Origin of the sequence: Olivibacter sp. CPCC 100613, assembly GCF_036959255.1 — a bacterium.
In the GTDB taxonomy this organism is placed as follows: Bacteria; Bacteroidota; Bacteroidia; order Sphingobacteriales; family Sphingobacteriaceae; genus Olivibacter.
The window spans coordinates 243,020-264,657 of the sequence record NZ_JAWMTI010000008.1 but is presented as its reverse complement, the minus strand read 5'-3'; the positions used below and the strand labels follow the sequence as shown (position 1 = coordinate 264,657).

The following is a 21,638-nucleotide window of genomic DNA, read 5'->3' as shown; positions in this document are numbered from 1 at the left end:
CGAGCTTTCTTTGCTTCTTTATTTCGCGGAGAAAGAAAGAAGTTAAAATAATCGTTCCTTTAATATAAACAATTCATCTATGTGTTAAATCGATACCTGTTTCAGGTCAGAAAGCCTATAGTCATTAAAATAACAAGCAGTACCTCCTGATAAACTATTGGGTACTGCTCTATTCTTTATAATATACTAAGAATAACCTTATTAAAAATAAAGCCAATTAAATTTCAAAAAGTTACCTTGGATGAACCTATGTTTAAGAAAGTATAATTCTTTTCAGATTAATAACGTTTTTAGTGCTCGAATAAGTAACTAAATAGCTATGTAATTTATTGGGGTATTTTTCCCCATCAATAAATACGACATCCATATAACGCGTATATTCATAATCTGCACTTAGGCGAATGTCGGTCCATGCATTCTGGAAAGGTTTTACTTTGAAATTCGCAGTATTGACTTCTGTAGGTAATTCCTCAGGGTGTTCTAGCAAATATTTTTGCAAATGATCAGGGAAGGCTGATAAAGCTTTAAAATTCTCCATAATACGTTTGTTTTAGTGATATAAAATTAAATTAAAAAGAAGTAATATGATTATACATCTTTTACACAAACAGCATGAGAAAAAGAGCGTAGTATTAAGAGGCTTCCAACAATTCGACCACTTTTCGTTCCATTTGCATCAAATCAAAAGGCTTTGAGATAAAGGCACTAATTTCTTTCCTTCGTTGTAAATCGTCACTTTTTGCATGAGCTGACATAATAACGATTGGTTTATCTTTGGTTAATTGATTCTTAGAAATATCTATCGCAAGCTCCAATCCATTTCCATCCGGTAAATTAATATCCAATAAAAATAAATGTGGTATAACCGATAACATCGCTTCCTTGAAACTTTTAATATTCTCGAAAGTTTTTACTTCCGCATAATCCGATAAAAAGATGGATAATATATCTCTTATGTCTGACTCATCCTCAAGAATATAAATCAATTTCTTCATTTGTGGTCACTTTTTATGATCACTCTATTGAAGCAATTCTTAGGCCATAATGTTACTAAAGCATTTGTAGTATATGCTTATGTGTATATTTAGTATATATCTGTATACATTAGACGCACAGCTGTTCAGCAAATTTCCTATTTCTTCTAAAACTCTTTATCTAATGTAATTCAATTCCCGAATCGCATCTTTCTAATTAGAGAATGTGAAAAAATCAACGAAGAAATGGTTGTGTTATCGTTTCTTTAGAGATTAAAAGGATAAAAAAGCTCGAGTGATATCGAGCTTTTTTATGTTATGCATTTTCTAAATCAGCAATAACCAACTTCTTCATTTGCATCAACGCATTCATTACCTTGGGAGCCCTTTCAGGATCTTCTATTAATGCACTCAGCTTTTTCGGAATAATTTGCCAACTTATTCCAAACTTATCCTGTAACCAGCCGCATGCAATCTCTCTACCCCCTCTTGTACTGAGCTGTTCCCAATAATAATCAATTTCGCTCTGGGTATCACACGCAACAACAAAAGAGATCGCATCATTAAAATCAATAGGATCATCCATTGAACTGTCCATTGCTGTAATAGCAAAATCATCGATCGAAAACCGAGCGTGTTTTATGAAATCTGTTCGATCACCTTCTCCTTCATTACAGGTGAATATACCTCCTGTTTCTGCGTTGGGAAATACCTGCGTATAAAATGCTATAGCTTTAGCGGCTTTTCCGGCTTTAGTTCCTGTAAACATAAGTGTTGGGGTAAATTTTTGCATTTGTTCACCCTCGGTAGCCGTAAACAGTTGCCAAGACACACCATATTGATCTACTAACCACCCATACTTTGTGCTCCATGGATACGTATTTATGGGCATTAAGACTCTTCCTCCTTCAATGAGTTGGTTCCAATAATATTCTACTTCTTCGTTCGACTTACAGTTGACCATGAAAGATATAGCCGCATTAGGCTGTGAAGACGGGCCATCATTCAACAATAGAAATTTTTGGTTACTCATTAAAAACTGAATGGCAAATGGGGATTGCTGAATAATTTTTCCGTCGCCAAAGATTGCCAAATAAAACGCCGCTGCCTCCACTGCTTTGTCCTTTATGGTCAAACATGGATAAATTGTGTTTTTCATATTTGTTTATATTTATAGAACAAATTTACAAAGCAATATCGCTCAATTTGAAGTGAAGAGGCGACATTAAAAAGGTGTTTTGCGACTTTTTTTGTTCAGCTTTTGATGATCTTTTAAACGGAGGAACCTTATTTCAATATCGACGTTTACTCTCTTCTCGACACGGTTCCCATGAGTACCTTGGCAATCTGTTCAGAGATCGCGTGTTCGCATATTTTATCCAGCCAGAAATACTCACCCGCTGGATTAATTTCCAAGAAATAATATTGACCATCTGGTGTTACAATTACGTCAACGGCGCCATAATTCAATTGATAATAATCCATTAGTAGGCTTAAGCTTTTTTTTATTGATTCAGGTAATTGAAAAGGTCGCCAGTCGTCCATTAACCCTAGTCCGTCTTTGCGCCAGTCTATCTTTGTGCTTTCCTGACGTTGTGAGTCAATGCTAAATGCAAAAAATTCATGCCCCACAATTGTTATCCGCAGCTCCAACTTTTTCGCTAACTTTTCTTGAAATACCATTGGACAATATTGAATGTCTTCCAGTCGTTCTATATCCTCCTGACCTACAAGTGTTGTAAACACAACCTGCTCTACATCATCCTTAATAATCGAAAACGAACTTTGCATCTTAACAATAAGCTCCCCCCCCAGCAGATCCATAAATTCCTNACAATATTGAATGTCTTCCAGTCGTTCTATATCCTCCTGACCTACAAGTGTTGTAAACACAACCTGCTCTACATCATCCTTAATAATCGAAAACGAACTTTGCATCTTAACAATAAGCTCCCCCCCCAGCAGATCCATAAATTCCTTTACTTTTCGTGGCGAATTACTGATGCATGTTCTAGGTATCCGCAACCCACATTCATGTGCTATCCTTAATTGTTCTTCTTTACTATCTAAACGGCGATAGGTGCTATAACGTTCCATCTGAAAGCACGGTAACGACTCGATCATTCCGTAAAAGGTACGTTTAACTTCTCCTATCGCGGCAGACAGATATTCGTCGTGCAGCATACTTTTAAGTCCTTTCGCAAGATAATGGCTTCTTCGGTACCAAACGCCGGCAAGGTCATCTAACCGTTGCGATTCGGCTCCTTCCAACTCAATGAATCGTTGTTGTTGGTTGTACAAACTGGTTAAAGAGATCGCTGTCGGATACTTATCTACGTCAAACCGAAGCGTTCTTCCGCCCATTTTTTCTATAAAGTTTCCAACAGTTGCTACACAGGTATTATCATGCTCATGTGTAATTATTAATACTTTTTTATTGCTCATTTTTTTTTGCCTGCTCAATTAATTTTTCGGCCAAAGTCTCCCCGATCTGATACCCCAATTCTCGCTGAAGCATACCCCACTCACCTTGAGGGTTCACTTCAAGGAAGACATATACACCTTCTTTATTTCTTATCATATCGATTGCACCGAATGGCAGATGTAAACATTGCATCATTCTTCGTAACTTATTTGTTATCTCATTAGGCAATTGATAGCGCTTCCAAACGGATTCAATCCCTTGAGCGATCCGCCAATCAACCTGAACTTCCGTATGTTGGATTTTTCCGGCAAAAAAAATGCCCTCAACATAAATGATTCGTAACTCATACATCTTGTCGATATATTCTTGAAAGATCATCGGGCAATACGATAAATCTGCTAGGTTATCCAAATCTTTATCACTAAGTCTTATCGTGGGTAAGAATAACTTGGCATCCATACTTTTCGCTAGTGCTCCATGAAGCTTCATGATCGTTCCATTTGGACAAGACTTACTGAAAGTTCTAACAACTGCAGGTTCATTACCGATAGTCGTTTTCGGAATTTGTAAGCCAATATTATGAGCAACCTCCAACTGATGCATTTTGTTACTGCCAACCGCATGGTCCGTCTTCATATCGTTTATCCAGTACACATTTTTTAAACTGTCAAAGAATAGTTGTAAATAGGTGTGATATTCTTTTAAGATTACCAATTTATAGTTAGGATCTAAATCTTCTGGGGCTTCTAAATCCCATAACTTGCGATACCAAACGGCTGTAATCTCCGAAGACTCAATAGATAGATCCTCGGTGGTTAATCGACAACGTGTTTGTCCATCTATAATATTGTAATGAATTTTATAATTAATGGCAAACTCATCAACATTTAGTCGAATTGATTGAAATCCTAAGTTTGTTAGAGCATTTTGGACAATATCGATGGTATAGAAATCTTGGGAATGGGTAATACATAGAATCATGTTAATAGAAATGGAACAAGAGGTCGGCGCCAACCCCTTGAGTTTACTAAGATTTTGATGATACCTTACAGGCCTTCATCACTGTCAGAAGGGAATTTCAACGTAACATTCAAATCCGGTTGCTGATAAAGCTCAGATTTTGGAGATTGCTGCGTACCTTCTTGATTTTTAGCATTCTGAACTGTTTGCCCTTCTAAGAACCTTGCAAAGAACGGCTGCTTCATTTGATTTTTAGTTTCCATAACTGTTAGTTTTCAAAATAAATAAATAAAAGGTAATACGCATTACTATTTATTAGACGAAACTCTTTGAAATTATGCTACATATAAATTTAAATCATTTTGAAATCGCCCGGCAATGAAGAAAATAACCGTAGTTGATATTGAACTTGAGACAGCAAATCTTTGGCACAAGGGAGAAAACGGCTTATTTTAGCTGCTTTTTCATAAAGTCGTCCAAATAATAAATTTCTTCGGGTTCTCCGTAAAAATAATTGATCGGATAATGAAATAGCTTGCTAAAACCACTCGAGTTATTGGAGACATAAATCGCTTTAATGTACTTTGTCGCTTCCTCTTCTTCCAAGCTATCATATATATATGTTGCCTTATTCTTGGGAAAAACGGCATGCACATCATCAGTAAAAAAAATAAAAGCATTAAACACCGCGTTAAATGGTTGACTAACCTCTCTGCATCTGCAATGATCAATAATATTCGCTTTTGTAACGGTAGGTTCAATTTTGAATAGAAACAACACATACACATTGAAATCAACGGTTTCGATTCTCTTTTTCAAAAAGGTAATTGGTGTTTTACGCTGCTCTATTTGAGAGACTCTTTCCAATGGTATTGCCTTCGCGATGATTAATATTGTATAGTGGAAACTTTATCGCAAAACTACAATTTGCCTTAGCAAAAGCCAAATCTAAGGTGTATCACTTTTTACAGGCATACAGTTGTTCATCGGTATAACTTCCTTGATATTATCTCCTGCTGTGTAAACGAATATATATGAAATCATCGGTCACAATAATTGGCGACTGATGGGCTGCTTCAAAGGTGAAACATTGATCTTTTGGCAACTTCAGAAAATCTGCAAGCCATTGCGTATCGAAATTTCATTTCGGACGTCACAACATCTAATCAAAAGATTGCAGGAAACGGCAAGAACACGATCCACTCTTGACATCTTACTGCTTAATATCAATTATTGCCTGGACGTTGTATCCATCGTGGTATCAATCGGCGCCACCATTCCTGAAGTATCATTAGGTGCCGGTGTTTCCAAGCTATCCATTCTTCCGTCACCCGCGCCCATACCATTATCGGTGTTGTCGCCTTGGCGATTATTACATCCCACAAAAATAAATGTAGCCAAAGCAGCTGTAAACAATAACTTTTTCATAAACATGATAAATTATAAATTGAACTAATCTTTCTTTAATGCTAAAAAACCGCGCCAAGCACGCTTATTTCTATGAAATTAATAGTAAAAAGAAAATCAGCTCGCCTAATAGTAAAGACAGCGGTGTCATTGAACGAAAGAGTTCCAAATAAGTAAACAAATTATCCAGTTATTAGTACATTGATAAAATCAGGCCAAATGACATACCGGATGTTGAAGCGCAAAAGAAAACAGGGAGTTATATTGATGCCCCTTTCCTTTTAAATGGATATCGCCCACGTATATTCTTATTGAAAAAACTACCCTTTGAAGGAGAATGAATAAGTCCTTCGTAAATTGCCGGCGGAACATCGTAATAAAAATATAACAAACCTGTTGTAAAAAGGATTTGAAGAACCTCCGTATCTGCATTGTAATAAACAGTGTCTATAACAGTTGACGGCATCACGTTAATTTTTTGGATCAATCACATCTCACAAATAAAGTCGGTTGCGACAGCTGGGATTGTGCGAACTCTTTGAAGTAGTTCCTTGATATTATTCTTTTTACAAATGTTTCGGCAATTGATGTTACAACCAGTATGTCTATACCCTTTTCAGTAATAGCACTAGCAACCCCATCTATGACACGATTGGCTTCAATTACTAAAAAGTCAATATCCACCTTCTTGATATTGCCTCTAACATCAAGCTCCCATTCATGCATCCTTTCGAGCGCAATGTCCTTTTCACCTTCATTTGCGATATGAAATACGGTTATAAATAATTTCCCGTCGAACAATTGCTCAACTAGTTTAATGCTTTCTATTTCATCTTCGTGAAAGCTTGTCATCACACCGATACGGTGGAGATCAGGTATAGGTTTACTTTCAGGAAGTACTAATATAGGCATGTAACATTCTTCTACAAGCCCCTCCATTATATTTCGAGTTGTATAATGTGAAATATCAGCGTATTGTCCTGATACCACGAGATCAATATGTTCACTTGTGTTTAAATCTAAAATTACTTGCAACATGCTTCCCTGAATCGCCTCCCCCCTCACCTCGACCAGTGGAAAATCCCGTTTAACCTGGTCTATTATTCCTTCTAACTGTTGATCGACGTTTTCCTTGTTATCAGGCTGATCATTTTCGAATGGTACGATAATAAACACCGACCAATTAAAAAGAGGGGCATTCTTCAACACAAATTGGAGCTCGCGAAAAGTTTTAACAGAGACATCCAATGGTACCAATATCTTTTTTTCAAGCGTCATAATGACTTTTAGATTGTTGTATTTGTTGTCAAACAACCAGACCAAATTAAGGTTTGGAATCGATAACAGATTATCACCTATACTTTTACTTTAAGCCGATTACAAGACTAACTAACATTGAAATCTATCTATTGCAGACCTGTATAAGAACAAAAAAGCAGGTGGCTATGTTATTATTTTATAGCAGTACTAAAATATGATAGAAACACAAGAACAGAAGGACATTTCAAATGCCTTTTTTAAAGAAGCATTGGAACTTTTAAACAGCAGTGGCAGTCCGTATATGTTAGGAGGTGCTTTTGCTATGTTTCATTACACAGGTATTTTTAGAAATACGAAAGATCTCGATATTTTCTGTAAAAGTAACGAGTACCCTAAAATATTAAAGCATTTCGCCTCCAATGGTTATCACACAGAGTTAACGGATGTGCGATGGTTGGCTAAAGTTTTTAAGGGTGAATACTTTATTGACATCATTTTTGATACGGTTAATAACATTTGTACAGTCGACAATAGTTGGTATGAACGTGCGGCAACAGGTGAATTCGTTCAAGTACCGGTCAAATTTATTCCTGCCGAGGAGCTGATCTGGTGCAAAATGTATGTTAGAAATCGGGAAAGAAACGATAGTGCCGATATAAACCATATATTTTTGAGGTATGGATCGTATATTGATTGGAAACACCTTTTAAACAGATTAGATTCGCATTGGCATATCCTATTGGTGCAATTACTCACCTTTCAATTTGTTTATCCGGCAGATTACCGCAATATTATACCTAAATGGCTTTTTGACGAACTCATCAACAGAGCAAATGAACAGTATGAATTACCAGCTCCCATCGAGAAGGTATGCAGAGGACCTTTAATTGATCAAACGCAATATGAGGTAGACATCAAAGAATGGAATTATAAATCATATACTATCACAACGATATAAGCCATGGGAAAGAAAGTGAAGACCACTATAGCTGCATTGGCAGATATTCACATTCGAACGAACGATAAAGGTAGATGGTCAAGTTGTTTTGAGCAAATATCAAATAAAGCGGATATACTGCTAATTTGTGGCGACCTTACGGATACCGGAGACGAAGAGGAAGCGGCGGTGCTAGCAGAAGAATTAAAATCATGCAGTATACCAACTATAGGGGTGCTGGGAAATCATGATTATGAGAAAGGGAGAAATAAATTAATTCGTCAGATATTACAGGACAGCAATATGGTCATTCTGGATGGTGAAAGTATTGTTGTGAATAATATTGGTTTTGCAGGTGTAAAAGGTTTTGGCGGTGGCTTTGACGAATACATGTTATCCATGTTTGGTGAAGACGCGATGAAAGCATTTGTACAAGAAGCAGTAAATGAATCCCTTCAACTTGATCGTGCACTTGCGAGATTAGAACAAGATAACCCGAATATTCTTAAAATTGCGTTGCTGCACTATTCGCCGATAAAAGAAACGGTGATTGGAGAGCCGGAACAAATCTTTCCGTTTTTAGGCTCGTCTCGCCTGGCTGATCCCCTGCATAGAAGAAAGGTATTTGCCGCTTTTCATGGTCATGCACACGCTGGTCAACTCGATGGCGTAACCTCAGGTGGAGTCAAGGTTTTTAATGTAGCCTTGCCAATTCTTAAAAAAGAAGATCAGGCGAACCCCTTCTATCTGTTGGATGTCACAACTGTACCTATATAACCAGAAAAGAGAAAAAAATCGGACACATGGAAAGGCCCGATTAAAGACTATTAATAAAGTAAATTAGTCGTTCGTCTAGGAATATACTGCTGCAAGATCTTGCTATATATATTACTACTCTTTTGATCCATTCTGAATCCCAACTTATCCATAATCTGGATTACTTGGTCATTTATCGAATTGAGCAAAATCTTTATTTCATATACACCGTAAAAATATCTGGCCATCTCCAACATCTGATTGAAGGCCTCCACCATTAAACCTTTATTTCTGTACTCGGGAAGTAGCGTACCACCTACGTATACGTCTTTTCTATTTTTTCCTCCTTTGTAAATCATACAAGATCCGATAATTTTATCCGGTGCTGATTTTATTCGAATCGTGTACACACACTTCGAGAGCCATAACAGACGTTTTGTAAATTCTTCGGGTGATTCTTCATTTTCGTATAGATCTTGATAATAAGTACCATATTGTTGCGGGAAAGAATGCAAATAGCAAAATTCACGTGCTTCATTTAAGCATAGTTTTCTTAAAACTATATCCGATTTTTCATTTTTTTTCATTAGAATATATAGTATGTTTTTAAATAATTCCCTGTTATTTAGAAGCTCCAAACAGCAGATGCTTTCTAGCAGTATATCTTTTCCAACGTCCGTGCCACAAATTGGTGCAATCTGCAAACAGATCGTACCTTTTCTAAGAAGTAAATTTCATTTTAATGTAAAAAAATCAACCCTTTAAAATGAAGCTGATAAACTAGTGAACGTAATGTTTCGTTTCTCCGATAATATAATAGTTATCTAATACGGCACGATAACTGGGGTAGTTATGATCAATTTTGCAGATGGGCCTTTTTCCGACCTTTTGCAGGAATTTTTTTAAATGGGGGCAGTGTTTACTATTCAAGTTTGTAGGATCAATATCATCGCCCACAGCAACGGCCGTCTCCAAGTCGTAACAAACTAAATAATACATGATGTTGTTTTTTGTTCTTTCTTTATAACAGCTTAAGGTTTTCTTTGTTTTCTTAAATAGGTAAGAAATCTGAAAGATTCAAATGATAATGCTGCTTAATCAACGCCAGTCTAATACATGGTTTCTTTTTCATTAACTGAACAACGGTGAAGAACAGCGAACAAGAAATTCATATCCGTCGACAAATCTGAAAACGAACCCTAACAAACTACCAAAAAATAAAAAACAATTTAAAAATCAGCATGTTAAATTCATAATACATTAGATTTATCTAATCAATGAAGTATGAAAGCGAATATTAAATTGAGAATCCAGAACCCATTATTAAAAACCTACTTACAAGCCCTGCTAAAAGAAGAAAAGGATGTGCTATTATTGCGAGACGAATCTTACGATGAACGGGCAGATATCTGCTTATTTGAATTGAATAATGATGACGATATTCGGTACTTGAAAAACATGGAATCAACGTCCCTAAGGTCTCGTATGCTTGCCATCCTGTCGTCTAATGATCTGTCGTTGGTTGCTCAATCGCTTGAACAGCAAATAGCGGGTGTAATGATGGATAATGCTTCGGAGGAAGAATTACTATTTGCTATTGAATATAGCATCAAAGGAAATAAATACATCGCACCAAGTATATCATTGCAATTCATTACAAAATTAGGCAGCTTGGGTTCATCGACACTCTTTTCTTCCAAAATGGAATTGCTTAATCAAAAAGAGCGAGATGTATTGGAACTTATTATGAGCGGTCATGCTAACAGAGAAATAGCCTATCAGCTTTTTACAACCAAAAGAAAAATTGAAGAGATACGGAAATCGATCATGAAAAAAATAGATGTAGACAATAATTTTAGCCTAACGGCCTTTTATATTAATCAAGAATTGTATCATAAAGATCATTTAAGTACAACATGAGCTTGAGTAATCCATTCACAAAAAAATTGTTTAACCATCCATCTTCAGCCAATCACTATGAAATCCTTATTAAAAGCAAATACAGGGTTTATTCATTGGCAATATCATATACCTTGTCTGATAATTCGCTCAGAAACCGACTAGGTTTTGTAAATACCGAATCCCAAGAAGAAACATATGCAGGCATTGTAATGAACAAGTTGTCTTTGGCCCTGCTGCAGGCGACATAAAATAAACGTCTCTCCTCTTCCATTTCTTCCAAAGAGGCCATGGATCTTGCCGAAGGCAAGATACCGTCCAAAGCAAATGGAACGAAAACCGTATGCCATTCCAGGCCTTTTGCAGAATGTATTGTTGAAATTGTTAATGGTTTTTCATCGCTTTCGTCAAACGGAACTGTTCTATCCTGATACCGATTGGATGGAGGCTCTAAGGTAAAATCAGTTAAAAATTTTTCTAAATTATCATACGTTGAAGCAATTTCCGCGAATATATCAAGGTCTACTTCTCTCGCCTCAAAATCATCTTCCAATTGCTTTAGCAACGGTTTGTAAAACTCATAAATGACAAGGATTAAATCAGCCGGAACAGGATCTAGTTGCTGCATTTTATTAAATAAATCCAAAAGCAACTTCAAGTTTTCTCCATATTTCTTTCCTTCAAATAAATCCGTTTCAATTCGACCGTTTTGCTTATGTACTTTGGCAATAATTTCTTTGGCACGAACATCTCCGATGCCTTCCAGAAGCTTCAGAACGCGATGCCAGGCTACCGCATCCATCGGATTCAACATAATTTTCAAGAAGGATACGAGATCTTTCACATGTCTCCGCTCCCCAAACTTTATTCCTCCCACAACTATGAATGGAATATTTCTCTTCATTAACTCGGCTTGCACAAAATTAGATTGCCAAGAGGCTCTACTTAACACCGCAAAATCAGCGTACTCCAAATCGTTTTCCTTCAATCTCATAAGGGTATCCACAATATATTCCGCTTCTTTCGTCGCATCAGCTAAACGACTTATACGGGGCTTGCGTCCCTTTTGTAATCGGGAGAACAATTTTTTCTGAAAACCGATACGTGCTTTTTCGATAACTTGGTTTGTGAAATCCAGCAAACGCTGTGTACTTCGGTAATTTTCCTCAATTTTCACAACTCCACAATCCTTAAAATGTTGCGGGAAACGAAGAATATTCTCAAAATTAGCACCGCGAAAGGAGTAAATACTCTGCGCATCATCGCCAACAACTGTTATGTTCCCTTTTTGAGATAACAATTCTACAATTTCACGTTGCATATTATTGGTGTCCTGATATTCATCAACTAATAGATATGCAATCTTATCCTGCAATACCTGCCTAAAATGTGCCTTATCTTTTAGCCGATCACGTAACGTGACAATTAAGTCATCATAATCCAATAAATTGGATCGTTGTTTATATGCTTTAAGTAGTGTATAAATTCGTTCAAAATCCTTTATAAAACGTTCATTTTCAGTAAAGTAAACTGAAATTACGTCTGAAATATTCATTTCATGGTTTAACGCCTTCGAAAAAATGGTTTGTATAGTACTTGATTTAGGAAAATGCTTGCTTCCTTTTTTCGGTACTAAATTTAATTCGGTTTTAAGGAGGCTGATAATATCTACCACGTCTTCACTATCAATGATGGTAAAATTTGGTGAAAGGTCAATCAAAGCATGGTATTTTCGTAACGCATAATTAGCAAAAGAATGAAAAGTTCCGCCAAGTACATTTGCGGTAGACTTTGCGTGCATCAACTTTTGCACGCGCGTAAGCATTTCATTGGCAGCCTTACGCGTAAATGTGAGTAATAAAATCTCATTTGGCTCGTACCCCTTTTCAATAAGATAACTAACTTTATAAGTAATAACGCGCGTTTTGCCTGTACCCGCACCTGCAATAACCAATAAAGGTTTATCGATCGTACAAACTGCGGCAAGTTGTTGGGCATTAAGTTCTTTATTATAGTTTATTTTTAGATTCGAAAGATCATAAGGTTGATGTAAATCGATCAGCTTTTCATTTATGTGTTTGGATACATCCACTAATATCCGCAAATGTTCCGAAATTTGTGTATCAAAATTCTCGACGTAAAACCCTTTACTCAACAAATCCTTAAGTCCCTTTTTTTGATTGGAATAGCTTACAATTTTCGTATCAAGTAATAAACTATCTAACAAGCTATCCAGGTCTAAAGGTTGCTTACTATTCTCGTCACGCTTATTTTTGTCGTCGTTGGCTTGCCCCATATCAAATTACGTTTTGAACAACTGATTAAAGAATCAAAAATACACTAATTTTTTTAGCATTACAATAAATCAAGTGTGGTTTCACCTTGTCAAATACGATTTTAAATATGCTTTAGGTGTTTTACCGGTTACCGTTTTAAAAATTTCGTGAAATGAGGTGTAATTGCTGAATCCACTATCATAACATATCTGCTTTATGGTACCTTTGTCTTCTACCAAAAGTTTACAGGCATAACCGACTCGTACTTCTTGCAAAAATTGTGTATAGGTTTTTCCCGTCCGATTTTTGAAATACCGACAAAAAGAACTTGGTACTAAATCAGCTATGGATGCCACTTGATCCAATTCAATTTTATTCTTAAAATTTTTAAGTGTGTAATTGTAGATGTTGTTTAATCGATTCGTTTCGTTTTCACTATACTTATAAGAAAAACCAACTGAGGCTAAAACATGGGGATCATGAATATTCGCTATATAATCGAGGCATGTTAGCAGACACATTAATCGATTGAACCCGGTGGATTGATAAGTTGTTTCAATAAGATTAACAATAACAGCATGTTCACTTCCTTTTAGGATGATCCCACGTTGCGCTACTTCAAATAAATTCTTAAACAGATAAAACTCCGGTAAATCGAGCCACCCTGTACCTAGGAAATTCTCATGAAAGTGTATAACTGTAGAATACGGCTGCTCATTACTTTCGTCATATTCTAAATCATAACGCCAATAATGTGGCAAATTGGAACCTACCAATACAATGTCTCCAGGCTTAAATCGTTGGATATGATCACCGATGAATTGCGTGCCACTTCCCTGATGGAAATGGATTAACTCCAATTCTTTATGACAGTGCCATCGATTATTAATATTTGCTTTTAACTCTTTTCTGATTTGAAACGAGCTGGCGTATCCTGCATGTAAAACAATTTGCTCAATTTTCATAAGATGAGTGATTATAAATCGGTTGTTGAAAACACATCATTCTTGTTCCCTTCACTATGGCTGCAAGGGTAATATTAAAAGTAATAACCCCTTAAATGTAAGGTTATTTTTCTTTCTTTTGACAAAAACCATCAAATAAAGTTAAAAATCCTTAATAATCGGCTAATTGGTTTAAACGAAAAATCCCTAAAATGCATCTTATTTGTAATTGAAACATTTGGAGAAAAATGAAAACGATTATTTGTAAAGAGCCAGGTAAATTTGAAACAGTTCAATTAACGCGCCCTGCGCTTATCAAAGGGCATAGCATTATCCGGATTGATCAAATTGGAATATGTGGTACCGATATACATGCATTTGAAGGTACCCAACCCTATTTTGAATACCCGAGAATTCTAGGTCATGAATTGTCAGGAAGAATATATGAGACCTCACTTGACTCCGGATTTGAAAAAGGAGATCTGGTTACTATTATGCCATACAATCATTGCGGAAAGTGTATCGCTTGTAGAAAAGGAAAAACAAATTGTTGCGTACATATGCAAGTAATCGGAGTACATATTGATGGCGGTATGCGTAGTTATATCCGCGTTCCAAATCACCTAATTATTAGAGAAAATGGGCTGAACCCACAACAACTGGCCCTTATTGAACCGCTTGCCATCGGCGCACATGGTGTAGCTCGGGCTCACTTTTCGGCGGGAGATTTCGTGCTAGTTATAGGTGCCGGTCCTATAGGTCTGGGGACTATGGAAATGGCAAAAGTACGTGGAGCAAACGTTATCGCTATGGATGTCAATGCCAATCGTTTACGCTTTTGCAGGGAAGTTCTCCGAATACCACATACAATTCTGGCAAAAGACGAAAAGGCAATGGATTCGTTACGCATAATAACAAATGGAGAAATGCCAATTGCCGTATTTGATTGTACTGGTAATTTAAGCGCTATCAACAACGCATTTCAGTACGCAGCGCACGGCGGAGAGTATATATTGATTGGTCTTCAAAAAGGTGACATCACATTTAGCCATCCAGCTTTTCATAAACGTGAGCTTACGCTAATGAGTAGCCGAAATGCAACCATTCAGGATTTCGAAGTCGTTATAAAAAGCGTGAAAGAGGGAACTATCGATCCCGAAAAGTACATCACTCATCATTTCAAAGCAGAGCAAATCAATGAAGCCTTTGAAACCTGTCTAAATCCGTCCGCTGCTGTTATTAAAGCATTGATTGATTTCTCGTCCTAACTGTATCCTTTCAGTTTAGGGACACTGAACAGCACCGTTCTATTCTCCATCAGATTTAGGCTCATAGCTATGTACTTGAATCTTGCCTACAAAGTTTAAGTGACGGGACCAAAGTAGTAGTAAAAAATATCATTAAAAACTTGGAGAGCAGCTAAGGGATCCTTTTCTATTGTTAGGGATATTCCTTATGTTTACAAAAATTTTATAATATAATGAATATTAAAAAAACCTATCCATTTGGTATTTTACTTGCTGTTTTTGTAAGCATGCAAGCTTGTAAATCAAAGAAGATGGCTGTACAGCCCAACGCAGTTGTTGAAACGGTTAAAAAGGAGGAACCGGTTAAAGAGAAAGAACCGGAACCGGAACCAGTAGAAGAAAAGCAAGAAGAACCCGTTGTTGAAAAACCAAACTATAACTTCGAAAATATTTTGTTTGAGTTTGACTCAGGTGTATTAAAAACGGCTTCTTACAGTGTTTTGGACCAGATTGTAAGAGAAATGAAGAAAGATTCTTCTATCAAGTTCTCTATTAATGGGCATGCTTCTTTAGAAGGAACCGCTGAACATAATATGGCGTTATCTGTAGACCGTGCCAATGCAGTTAAGCTTTACCTGGTAAATGCAGGTATAAGCCCGGACAATTTAACCGCGCAGGGATTTGGAGCGACTAAACCGGTTGCTACTAATGAAACCGAAGAAGGAAAATCGCAAAATAGACGGGTGGAAATAAAACCTGTAAATTAACGAATGACCAATGCGCTGAATAATGGGTTATTCTCTAAAAAAGATAAGGCCAACTGTTTCCCGGTTGGCCTTTGAATTATATGTTTTTATGGGCAGAAATTTTAGATAGAAGAATAAGTCATTGTATTTATCTTATTACTGCTGATTGCCAAAATTTGATTGTACTCTTCTAATAGGTTGATATATTTATCTTTCCAATAGTTTATCTTCTCACGTTCTTCACTTACTAAAGCAGTATTTAATAGTTTACTGTTGTTGAATGCATGTTGAAATTCTTCTGATGAAAACAGCTCTGGAAATTCATTTGAAAAGTCGTGCTTCAAAGCACAACCTATTTTGAAAATGATTTCTGGTTTAAATTTGGGTTGATTGAACCAATTGTAAATCGATCTACGATTTACTTTCATCAGACGGGCCAATTCGCTAATACTATAACCATTGCGTCTGATGGTTCTTTCAATAATTTCGCCATAATGCTTGTCCATAGTTTTTCTCATTAGTGGTAGTAATTTTATTTTCTACACAAAGAAACGAGACAATTAGCGTAACAACTAGAGGAAAAAACACAAAAAAATACAGGAAATTTCCTGTTTTTGTATATTATTTATGTAATAGAGCGATAAAAAACATGTTACAACTACAATTTTTCACAAAAAAATAACATGTTGTTAATACTTCATATAAGGTCTGCGTATATATTCTCATTTTGGAACACATCAATTCTTATTTTTTTCCACAGATCAGACCAAACATTATCTCAAGTCTTTTGTTAACTAACATAGGTTAAACCGTTTTTAATATAGATTCAATATGCATTCTCGTCGGGAATTTATACACAGATTAGCTGTATCAACAGCAAGTTTACCATTTATGTCAAGCAATTTCTCTCTTTTTGACGAGCGGATATTGAAAGTAGCTATTATGGGCTTAGGGGGTTATGGTACACGTGTTGCCGAGGCGATGCAGTCATGTAAACGAGCCAAACTTGTCGGTGTTATCAGTGGAACTCCTTCAAAAGTAGAAAATTGGCAAGGGAAATATAATATACCTGACAAAAATTGTTATAATTACGAGAATTTCGACAACATAAAAGATAACGCTGACATTGACGCGGTTTATGTTATTACACCTAATGCACTTCATCATGATCACGTAATCAGAGCAGCTAAGGCGGGTAAACATGTTATATGTGAAAAACCGATGGCACTCAACGCAAAGGAAGGCCAAGAAATGATAAACGCCTGTCAACAGGCCAACGTAAAACTTTTAGTTGGTTATCGCATGCACTTTGAGCCGAAAACCTTAGAAATTGTTCGGATGAGAAAAGAAGGCGAGTTTGGAAATATCTTATTTTTTCAAGGTCTTTCGGGTTTCAAGATAGGAGACCCAAACCAGTGGAGGCTAAATAAAGAATTGGCAGGCGGTGGATCGTTAATGGATATCGGAATATATGCTATAAATGGCGCTCGCTACATGGTTGGTGAAGAGCCGATTTGGGTTACTGCTCAAGAGACAAAGACCGACAAACAAAAATTTAAGGAGGGTGTAGACGAGACGATTCAATTTCAAATGGGATTTCCGAGTGGTGCCGTTGCCTCTTGCCTATCAACATATAATATGAACAATTTAGATCGTTTCTTTTTAAATGGGGATAAGGGTTTTGCTGAGCTGCAACCATCAACAGGTTATGGTCCGATAGAGGGAAAGACTCATCTCGGCCAGCTAACACAGGCACACAAGACGCATCAAACAATACAAATGGATGAAATGGCAGGCATTATTCTGGAAGGAAACAAGCCGATTGTTCCTGTCGATGGAATGGAAGCTTTGAAAGATTTACGAATTATTGAGGCTATTTATGAAGCGTGCCGAAACGGACGAAAGATTCCACTACAAGCTTAATTCATCCAAAGAAACAATTCTATACATTTGTAAAACACCAAGTACTTAGATAATATGGATATTCTTGTTACGGAAAGCATCTAATCGTTCATCTTCGCCAGGAAGATCCGTAATGAGGGCATCAATTGCTGAAAGGTTACACACCTTAAAAAAATCATAGTGATTTAATTTTTCGTGATTACTTAATACCATGGTTTTCGCTGCCGCGTTCGCCATGCTCTGTTTTACTTCCCCATCTTCTCGTACACTAGCTGTTATTCCATAAATAGGATCGGCAGCACAGGCCCCCATGAAATAAATATCGGCAATATAGGAGGCAACTTCCTGGCAGGTTTTTGCTCCAATATTTGTTTCTGTATCACGATGGTAGATCCCACCTAAAACAACAATTTCAATCCCACTATTTTTTGCCAATATGGGCACCAGCGCTTGATTATTGGTCACTACCCGAAAACTTGCATTAAGGGGAAATTGCGATGCGACTGCGCAGATAGTAGTTCCTCCGTCCATAAAAATGGTTTGACCACTTTTCACGAATTGCTGTACTTTTAAGGCGATTACATCTTTACCTTTTTTCAGGTAGGAAGACCGATCTTGAAAAGTTAAGGGATTCTTAGCACGTAAAATGGCTCCTCCTCTTACCTTAGATAAGAGACCATTTTTATGGAGGATTTCAATATCTCTTCTGATGGTGTCTTCTGATACGTTTAGCGTTTGCGCTAATGAATCATAAGTAACCATTTCTGCTACCTTAAGCGTAGTTAAAATATGATCAAACCGTTGTTCTTTTACCATCTATAATCCTGTTAATTCATTTCTAAGACCCAATAGAAAAGGTAGTTCGCTCATTTCCCTGAATACTTGCACACCTTCGTCGGCCAAGGTCTTTTCATTATGATCATTCACAAAAGCATATACATGAAAACCGCCGGCCAGCCCCGCCTTAACCCCTGCTAAACTGTCTTCGATAACTGCGCATGCTGAGGGACTGTAACCCATTGAGTTAGCTGCATGCAAAAAGATTCCCGGATCGGGTTTCCAACTACCGACTTCATAAGAACTGAAAATTCGATTAGGTTCGAAAAAACGCAATAAGCCGGTCAGCCCCAGATTCAGTTCGATTTTCTCCCTTGGCCCACTCGAAGCGACACAATAGGGAAGTTTCACATCTGATAACAAATCACTCACGCCTGCTATGGGCTTAACTTCTTTCGTAAATCTTTCATAGACCTTTTTACGAAATTCATTCTCAAAATTCGCTGGGAAAATTTTACCGCTTCGTTCTTCCAACATTTTGATAGTCTCTAAAATCTGTCGGCCGCTAAAAAGACTAACCGCCTCGTCCAAATCCATCACACTTGGCTGCCCGGCCATCTCCAGCAAAACAGAAATCATAATTGATTCGGTATCAACAAGAACACCATCGCAATCAAATATTATACATTTTATACCTACCATAACTGAATACGAAATTATTCAAAAAATTGCTTAACTACTCGTACCTTGCCCCAGGTTTCGAAATCCATAACTCAACGCAACGAGTAAAAGCATACCGCCAATAAATGCAAAAGCGATCGGGAGTGAGAAGCCGTAGGCAATAAATCCTAAAATTGCCGGACCGGCCAGTTGTCCGGCATATCCCATCGTTGTAATGGCAGGAATTGTCACGGTTGGCGAAAGACCTCTTATCTTCCCTCCTTCACTAAAAAATACCGGTACAATATTAGCCGCTCCCAATCCAAGAAGAACAAATCCCACTAAAGTTCCTGAAATCCATGGGACAAAAACGACTAAAAACAACCCAAACGCAGCCAATAGACTTCCTCCTACTACAACACGTTTTCCATCTAAACGTACGACAATTCGATCACCAATCAAACGCATGATCGCCATGGCTATCGAGAAAGCGGCATAACCGCTACCGGCAAACTCCGGACTCACACCCCTAATTTCTCGAAGAAAGACTGCGCTCCAGTCGAGCATTGCCCCTTCTGACAGAAAGACAATAAAGCACATAATACCTAGAAAGAGAACACTTCCTTTTAACCAAGAGAAACGGCCCTGTTCATGTATGTTAGCAGATGAGTTAATTTCTCGCAATTTGATTTCTGAACTACCGGAAAGCAAATTGGCATACTGGCGGCAAACAATGAATAGCAGCAGGAACGAAATACCAATTGCGGCGACAATCGGTTCCAAACCTAATTTTATAAAGAAACCCAAGCCTAAAGATCCCAGTAATCCTCCTACACTGAATAAACCGTGAAGTGAGGACATAATTGGTTTAGTAAATATATTTTGGACCTGTACACCATGCGCGTTCATTGCCACATCGATCGTACCAACCGCAGCACCAAACACAAAAAGCATAAGTCCCATTAAAATAGGTGATGTCATTAAAAGTAACATTGGTAAACTAAGCGCCATAATGAAAGTTGAACTTAAAATGACCGACCGACTTCCATATCTTGTTGTCATAATTCCCGTTATAGGCATCATCGTAATAGCCCCCGCACCTAAAAACAACAGTAACAGACCTAAATCTGCGTCATTAAGCCCTAATCTCTCCTTAGCGTAAGGAACCATAGGCGCCCAGCTGGAAATTCCTAATCCACAAACCAGAAAGACATATTGTGTTGCGGAACGTGCCCTGCTTGGATCGACTTCCACCCCCTTAATTAACGCATGATTCATATTGCAAAGTTATGCAAAATTGCATTATATTGCAAAGCATTTTATCATCGCTATTTTATTGGAAGTCGTTTGGATGTTGATCTAAAAAAGTCTCGAGAGTTCCTCCATCCGAATAACCCAATAATAACCCATCTCATGTAGGCCTATCCATATTTCATAAGATTGTGTTTACATTAATTTGATAATCAATAAATAAATAAAAAAAATGCTATTGTTTTAATGAATAATGCTTACTTTTATCGCCGTTGAATCATAATCAAAAACTCCAGGCCATGTTCATCGGTGCAGTGAAATGGTTTGATAATCAAAAAGGATTCGGGATAATCGCATTACCTGAAGAAGAGTCTCTATTCGTTCATATTCGTGGCTTTAGTTCGACGCCTCTTGCCATCGATAGTGGCGATGTTGTCATTGGCGAAAAAAAACCGGACAGGAAAAAAGGCGGTTATATCGGTCACAATTGTCATTTAGCGACAACTAAAAAAGATTGGGATATAGCCATGCAATTTCTCAATCTGTCGGTTAAAATAACATTACCTCAGGGCCTAGATGTACAAAGTAAAGGACATCGTAAAAAGAAAGAGGAAGAATATTCCTTAATCCATTTAGCAGCAAGACAGATTTTGCAGGGCAAAGCTGAAGACGAGATTTTTGATATCGTCACAGAATATTTTCAACAATCGTTGAACTCCTCCTTTTTTCTTAAATATATTCAATTAGTAAATTCGGTATTGTATGAACTATTTGATCATCCGATCGCGGATAGCTTATTAAAGAGAATGTATGTATTTTTTGGAGAATCGTTGAACCATGAAATACTTTTTCTTGTTTGGAAAAATGGTTGTTTTCAGTATATCGGATATGAGGCGGATGGAGATTTCGAGATTCCGGAAGAAATTTTGTATTTATATGCAACAGAAATTGGTCATAAGGAATTAGAGCGTATTAAAGCGTATAGTTTCGGGCCTGCTTTCTGTGCTGAAATCGTTGAAGCGAACATTGAAGCGTTAGATCTAAATAATGCACATGAAATGGAGATCGCAAAGGCTTTTGTTGATGTGTTAGATGGGGACGAGAAAGAGCATTGGCAAAACTATATAACAACAAGCATTACCAGGTGATAAATTCCGCTTGAATTTCGGATCACATCTTTTTAGCCTCAATAGCAACGCCTTTTCCTACTGCTAAAC

25 protein-coding genes are annotated in these 21,638 nt (G+C 37.2%); 7 read left to right on the top strand and 18 right to left on the bottom strand.

Features of this window, described 5'->3' with window-relative positions; genetic code table 11:
* Window positions 1–253: 253 nt before the first annotated feature.
* From RYH73_RS21590 to RYH73_RS21545, 10 genes are all read right to left on the bottom strand, one after another.
* Window positions 254–538, bottom strand: a complete 285-nt coding sequence (locus tag RYH73_RS21590) for a hypothetical protein (RefSeq protein WP_335315562.1) — start codon at window positions 536–538, stop codon at window positions 254–256.
* Between the two features lie 94 nt (window positions 539–632).
* Window positions 633–995, bottom strand: coding sequence for a response regulator (locus tag RYH73_RS21585; protein ID WP_335315561.1), 363 nt, complete (start codon window positions 993–995; stop codon window positions 633–635).
* Between the two features lie 295 nt (window positions 996–1,290).
* Entirely contained in the window at window positions 1,291–2,133 is an 843-nt protein-coding gene (locus RYH73_RS21580) for a VOC family protein (RefSeq protein ID WP_335315560.1), read from the bottom strand.
* Between the two features lie 146 nt (window positions 2,134–2,279).
* The gene (locus RYH73_RS21575; RefSeq protein WP_335315559.1) at window positions 2,280–3,419 is read right to left on the bottom strand and encodes an MvdC/MvdD family ATP grasp protein; all 1,140 of its coding nucleotides are present in this window, start codon (window positions 3,417–3,419) and stop codon (window positions 2,280–2,282) included.
* A complete protein-coding gene (locus RYH73_RS21570) occupies window positions 3,409–4,380 on the bottom strand; it encodes an MvdC/MvdD family ATP grasp protein (protein ID WP_335315558.1) in 972 nt (323 codons plus the stop codon). Before RYH73_RS21570 ends, RYH73_RS21575 begins: the two co-directional genes overlap by 11 nt.
* 65 nt (window positions 4,381–4,445) lie before the next feature.
* Window positions 4,446–4,622, bottom strand: a complete 177-nt coding sequence (locus tag RYH73_RS21565; protein WP_335315557.1) for a microviridin/marinostatin family tricyclic proteinase inhibitor — start codon at window positions 4,620–4,622, stop codon at window positions 4,446–4,448.
* A gap of 184 nt (window positions 4,623–4,806) precedes the next feature.
* Window positions 4,807–5,178: a hypothetical protein gene (locus tag RYH73_RS21560; protein WP_335315556.1), complete on the bottom strand. Its 372-nt coding sequence runs from the start codon at window positions 5,176–5,178 to the stop codon at window positions 4,807–4,809.
* 411 nt (window positions 5,179–5,589) lie between these two features.
* Window positions 5,590–5,787, bottom strand: coding sequence for a hypothetical protein (locus RYH73_RS21555; RefSeq protein ID WP_335315555.1), 198 nt, complete (start codon window positions 5,785–5,787; stop codon window positions 5,590–5,592).
* Between the two features lie 238 nt (window positions 5,788–6,025).
* Window positions 6,026–6,232 carry a KTSC domain-containing protein gene (locus RYH73_RS21550; RefSeq protein ID WP_335315554.1) on the bottom strand — a complete coding sequence of 69 codons (207 nt, stop codon included), beginning with the start codon at window positions 6,230–6,232 and terminating at the stop codon, window positions 6,026–6,028.
* A 17-nt stretch (window positions 6,233–6,249) separates the two neighbouring features.
* Window positions 6,250–7,044 carry a hypothetical protein gene (locus RYH73_RS21545; RefSeq protein WP_335315553.1) on the bottom strand — a complete coding sequence of 265 codons (795 nt, stop codon included), beginning with the start codon at window positions 7,042–7,044 and terminating at the stop codon, window positions 6,250–6,252.
* 196 nt (window positions 7,045–7,240) lie between these two features.
* On the opposite strand from RYH73_RS21545, the gene RYH73_RS21540 reads away from it, so the two are divergent.
* Window positions 7,241–7,984, top strand: coding sequence for a nucleotidyltransferase (locus RYH73_RS21540; protein WP_335315552.1), 744 nt, complete (start codon window positions 7,241–7,243; stop codon window positions 7,982–7,984).
* A 15-nt stretch (window positions 7,985–7,999) separates the two neighbouring features.
* The gene (locus tag RYH73_RS21535; protein ID WP_335315551.1) at window positions 8,000–8,740 is read left to right on the top strand and encodes a metallophosphoesterase family protein; all 741 of its coding nucleotides are present in this window, start codon (window positions 8,000–8,002) and stop codon (window positions 8,738–8,740) included.
* A gap of 50 nt (window positions 8,741–8,790) precedes the next feature.
* Here the strand turns inward: RYH73_RS21535 and RYH73_RS21530 are convergent, their stop codons facing one another.
* The gene (locus tag RYH73_RS21530) at window positions 8,791–9,306 is read right to left on the bottom strand and encodes a GNAT family N-acetyltransferase (RefSeq protein WP_335315550.1); all 516 of its coding nucleotides are present in this window, start codon (window positions 9,304–9,306) and stop codon (window positions 8,791–8,793) included.
* A 193-nt stretch (window positions 9,307–9,499) separates the two neighbouring features.
* Window positions 9,500–9,718: a hypothetical protein gene (locus RYH73_RS21525; RefSeq protein WP_335315549.1), complete on the bottom strand. Its 219-nt coding sequence runs from the start codon at window positions 9,716–9,718 to the stop codon at window positions 9,500–9,502.
* 285 nt (window positions 9,719–10,003) lie between these two features.
* On the opposite strand from RYH73_RS21525, the gene RYH73_RS21520 reads away from it, so the two are divergent.
* Complete coding sequence (locus tag RYH73_RS21520; protein WP_335315548.1) at window positions 10,004–10,639, top strand: LuxR C-terminal-related transcriptional regulator; 636 nt, start codon at window positions 10,004–10,006, stop codon at window positions 10,637–10,639.
* 88 nt (window positions 10,640–10,727) lie between these two features.
* On the opposite strand, the gene RYH73_RS21515 is transcribed toward RYH73_RS21520, so the two are convergent.
* Both RYH73_RS21515 and RYH73_RS21510 read right to left on the bottom strand, forming a co-directional pair.
* The gene (locus tag RYH73_RS21515; RefSeq protein WP_335315547.1) at window positions 10,728–12,914 is read right to left on the bottom strand and encodes an ATP-dependent helicase; all 2,187 of its coding nucleotides are present in this window, start codon (window positions 12,912–12,914) and stop codon (window positions 10,728–10,730) included.
* Window positions 12,915–12,995: 81 nt separating this feature from the next.
* Window positions 12,996–13,859: an AraC family transcriptional regulator gene (locus tag RYH73_RS21510; protein WP_335315546.1), complete on the bottom strand. Its 864-nt coding sequence runs from the start codon at window positions 13,857–13,859 to the stop codon at window positions 12,996–12,998.
* Between the two features lie 227 nt (window positions 13,860–14,086).
* On the opposite strand from RYH73_RS21510, the gene RYH73_RS21505 reads away from it, so the two are divergent.
* Window positions 14,087–15,106, top strand: coding sequence for a zinc-binding alcohol dehydrogenase family protein (locus tag RYH73_RS21505; protein WP_335315545.1), 1,020 nt, complete (start codon window positions 14,087–14,089; stop codon window positions 15,104–15,106).
* Window positions 15,107–15,318: 212 nt separating this feature from the next.
* Window positions 15,319–15,852, top strand: a complete 534-nt coding sequence (locus RYH73_RS21500) for an OmpA family protein (RefSeq protein ID WP_335315544.1) — start codon at window positions 15,319–15,321, stop codon at window positions 15,850–15,852.
* 101 nt (window positions 15,853–15,953) lie between these two features.
* Here the strand turns inward: RYH73_RS21500 and RYH73_RS21495 are convergent, their stop codons facing one another.
* A complete protein-coding gene (locus tag RYH73_RS21495; protein WP_335315565.1) occupies window positions 15,954–16,337 on the bottom strand; it encodes a helix-turn-helix domain-containing protein in 384 nt (127 codons plus the stop codon).
* Between the two features lie 385 nt (window positions 16,338–16,722).
* Here RYH73_RS21495 and RYH73_RS21490 point away from each other — a divergent pair, with 385 nt between their 5' ends.
* Complete coding sequence (locus RYH73_RS21490) at window positions 16,723–17,754, top strand: Gfo/Idh/MocA family protein (protein WP_335315543.1); 1,032 nt, start codon at window positions 16,723–16,725, stop codon at window positions 17,752–17,754.
* Between the two features lie 45 nt (window positions 17,755–17,799).
* Here the strand turns inward: RYH73_RS21490 and RYH73_RS21485 are convergent, their stop codons facing one another.
* Genes RYH73_RS21485 through RYH73_RS21475 form a run of 3 tightly spaced genes read right to left on the bottom strand, consistent with a single transcriptional unit; the run spans window position 17,800 to window position 20,448 of the window.
* Window positions 17,800–18,549: a DeoR/GlpR family DNA-binding transcription regulator gene (locus RYH73_RS21485; protein ID WP_335315542.1), complete on the bottom strand. Its 750-nt coding sequence runs from the start codon at window positions 18,547–18,549 to the stop codon at window positions 17,800–17,802.
* Complete coding sequence (locus RYH73_RS21480) at window positions 18,550–19,212, bottom strand: HAD family hydrolase (RefSeq protein WP_335315541.1); 663 nt, start codon at window positions 19,210–19,212, stop codon at window positions 18,550–18,552. It lies immediately after the preceding gene.
* 30 nt (window positions 19,213–19,242) lie between these two features.
* Window positions 19,243–20,448, bottom strand: a complete 1,206-nt coding sequence (locus RYH73_RS21475; RefSeq protein ID WP_335315540.1) for an MFS transporter — start codon at window positions 20,446–20,448, stop codon at window positions 19,243–19,245.
* Window positions 20,449–20,693: 245 nt separating this feature from the next.
* Between RYH73_RS21475 and RYH73_RS21470 the strand changes: the two genes are divergently transcribed.
* Window positions 20,694–21,569: a cold-shock protein gene (locus tag RYH73_RS21470; protein ID WP_335315539.1), complete on the top strand. Its 876-nt coding sequence runs from the start codon at window positions 20,694–20,696 to the stop codon at window positions 21,567–21,569.
* The last annotated feature ends 69 nt before the right edge of the window (window positions 21,570–21,638 follow it).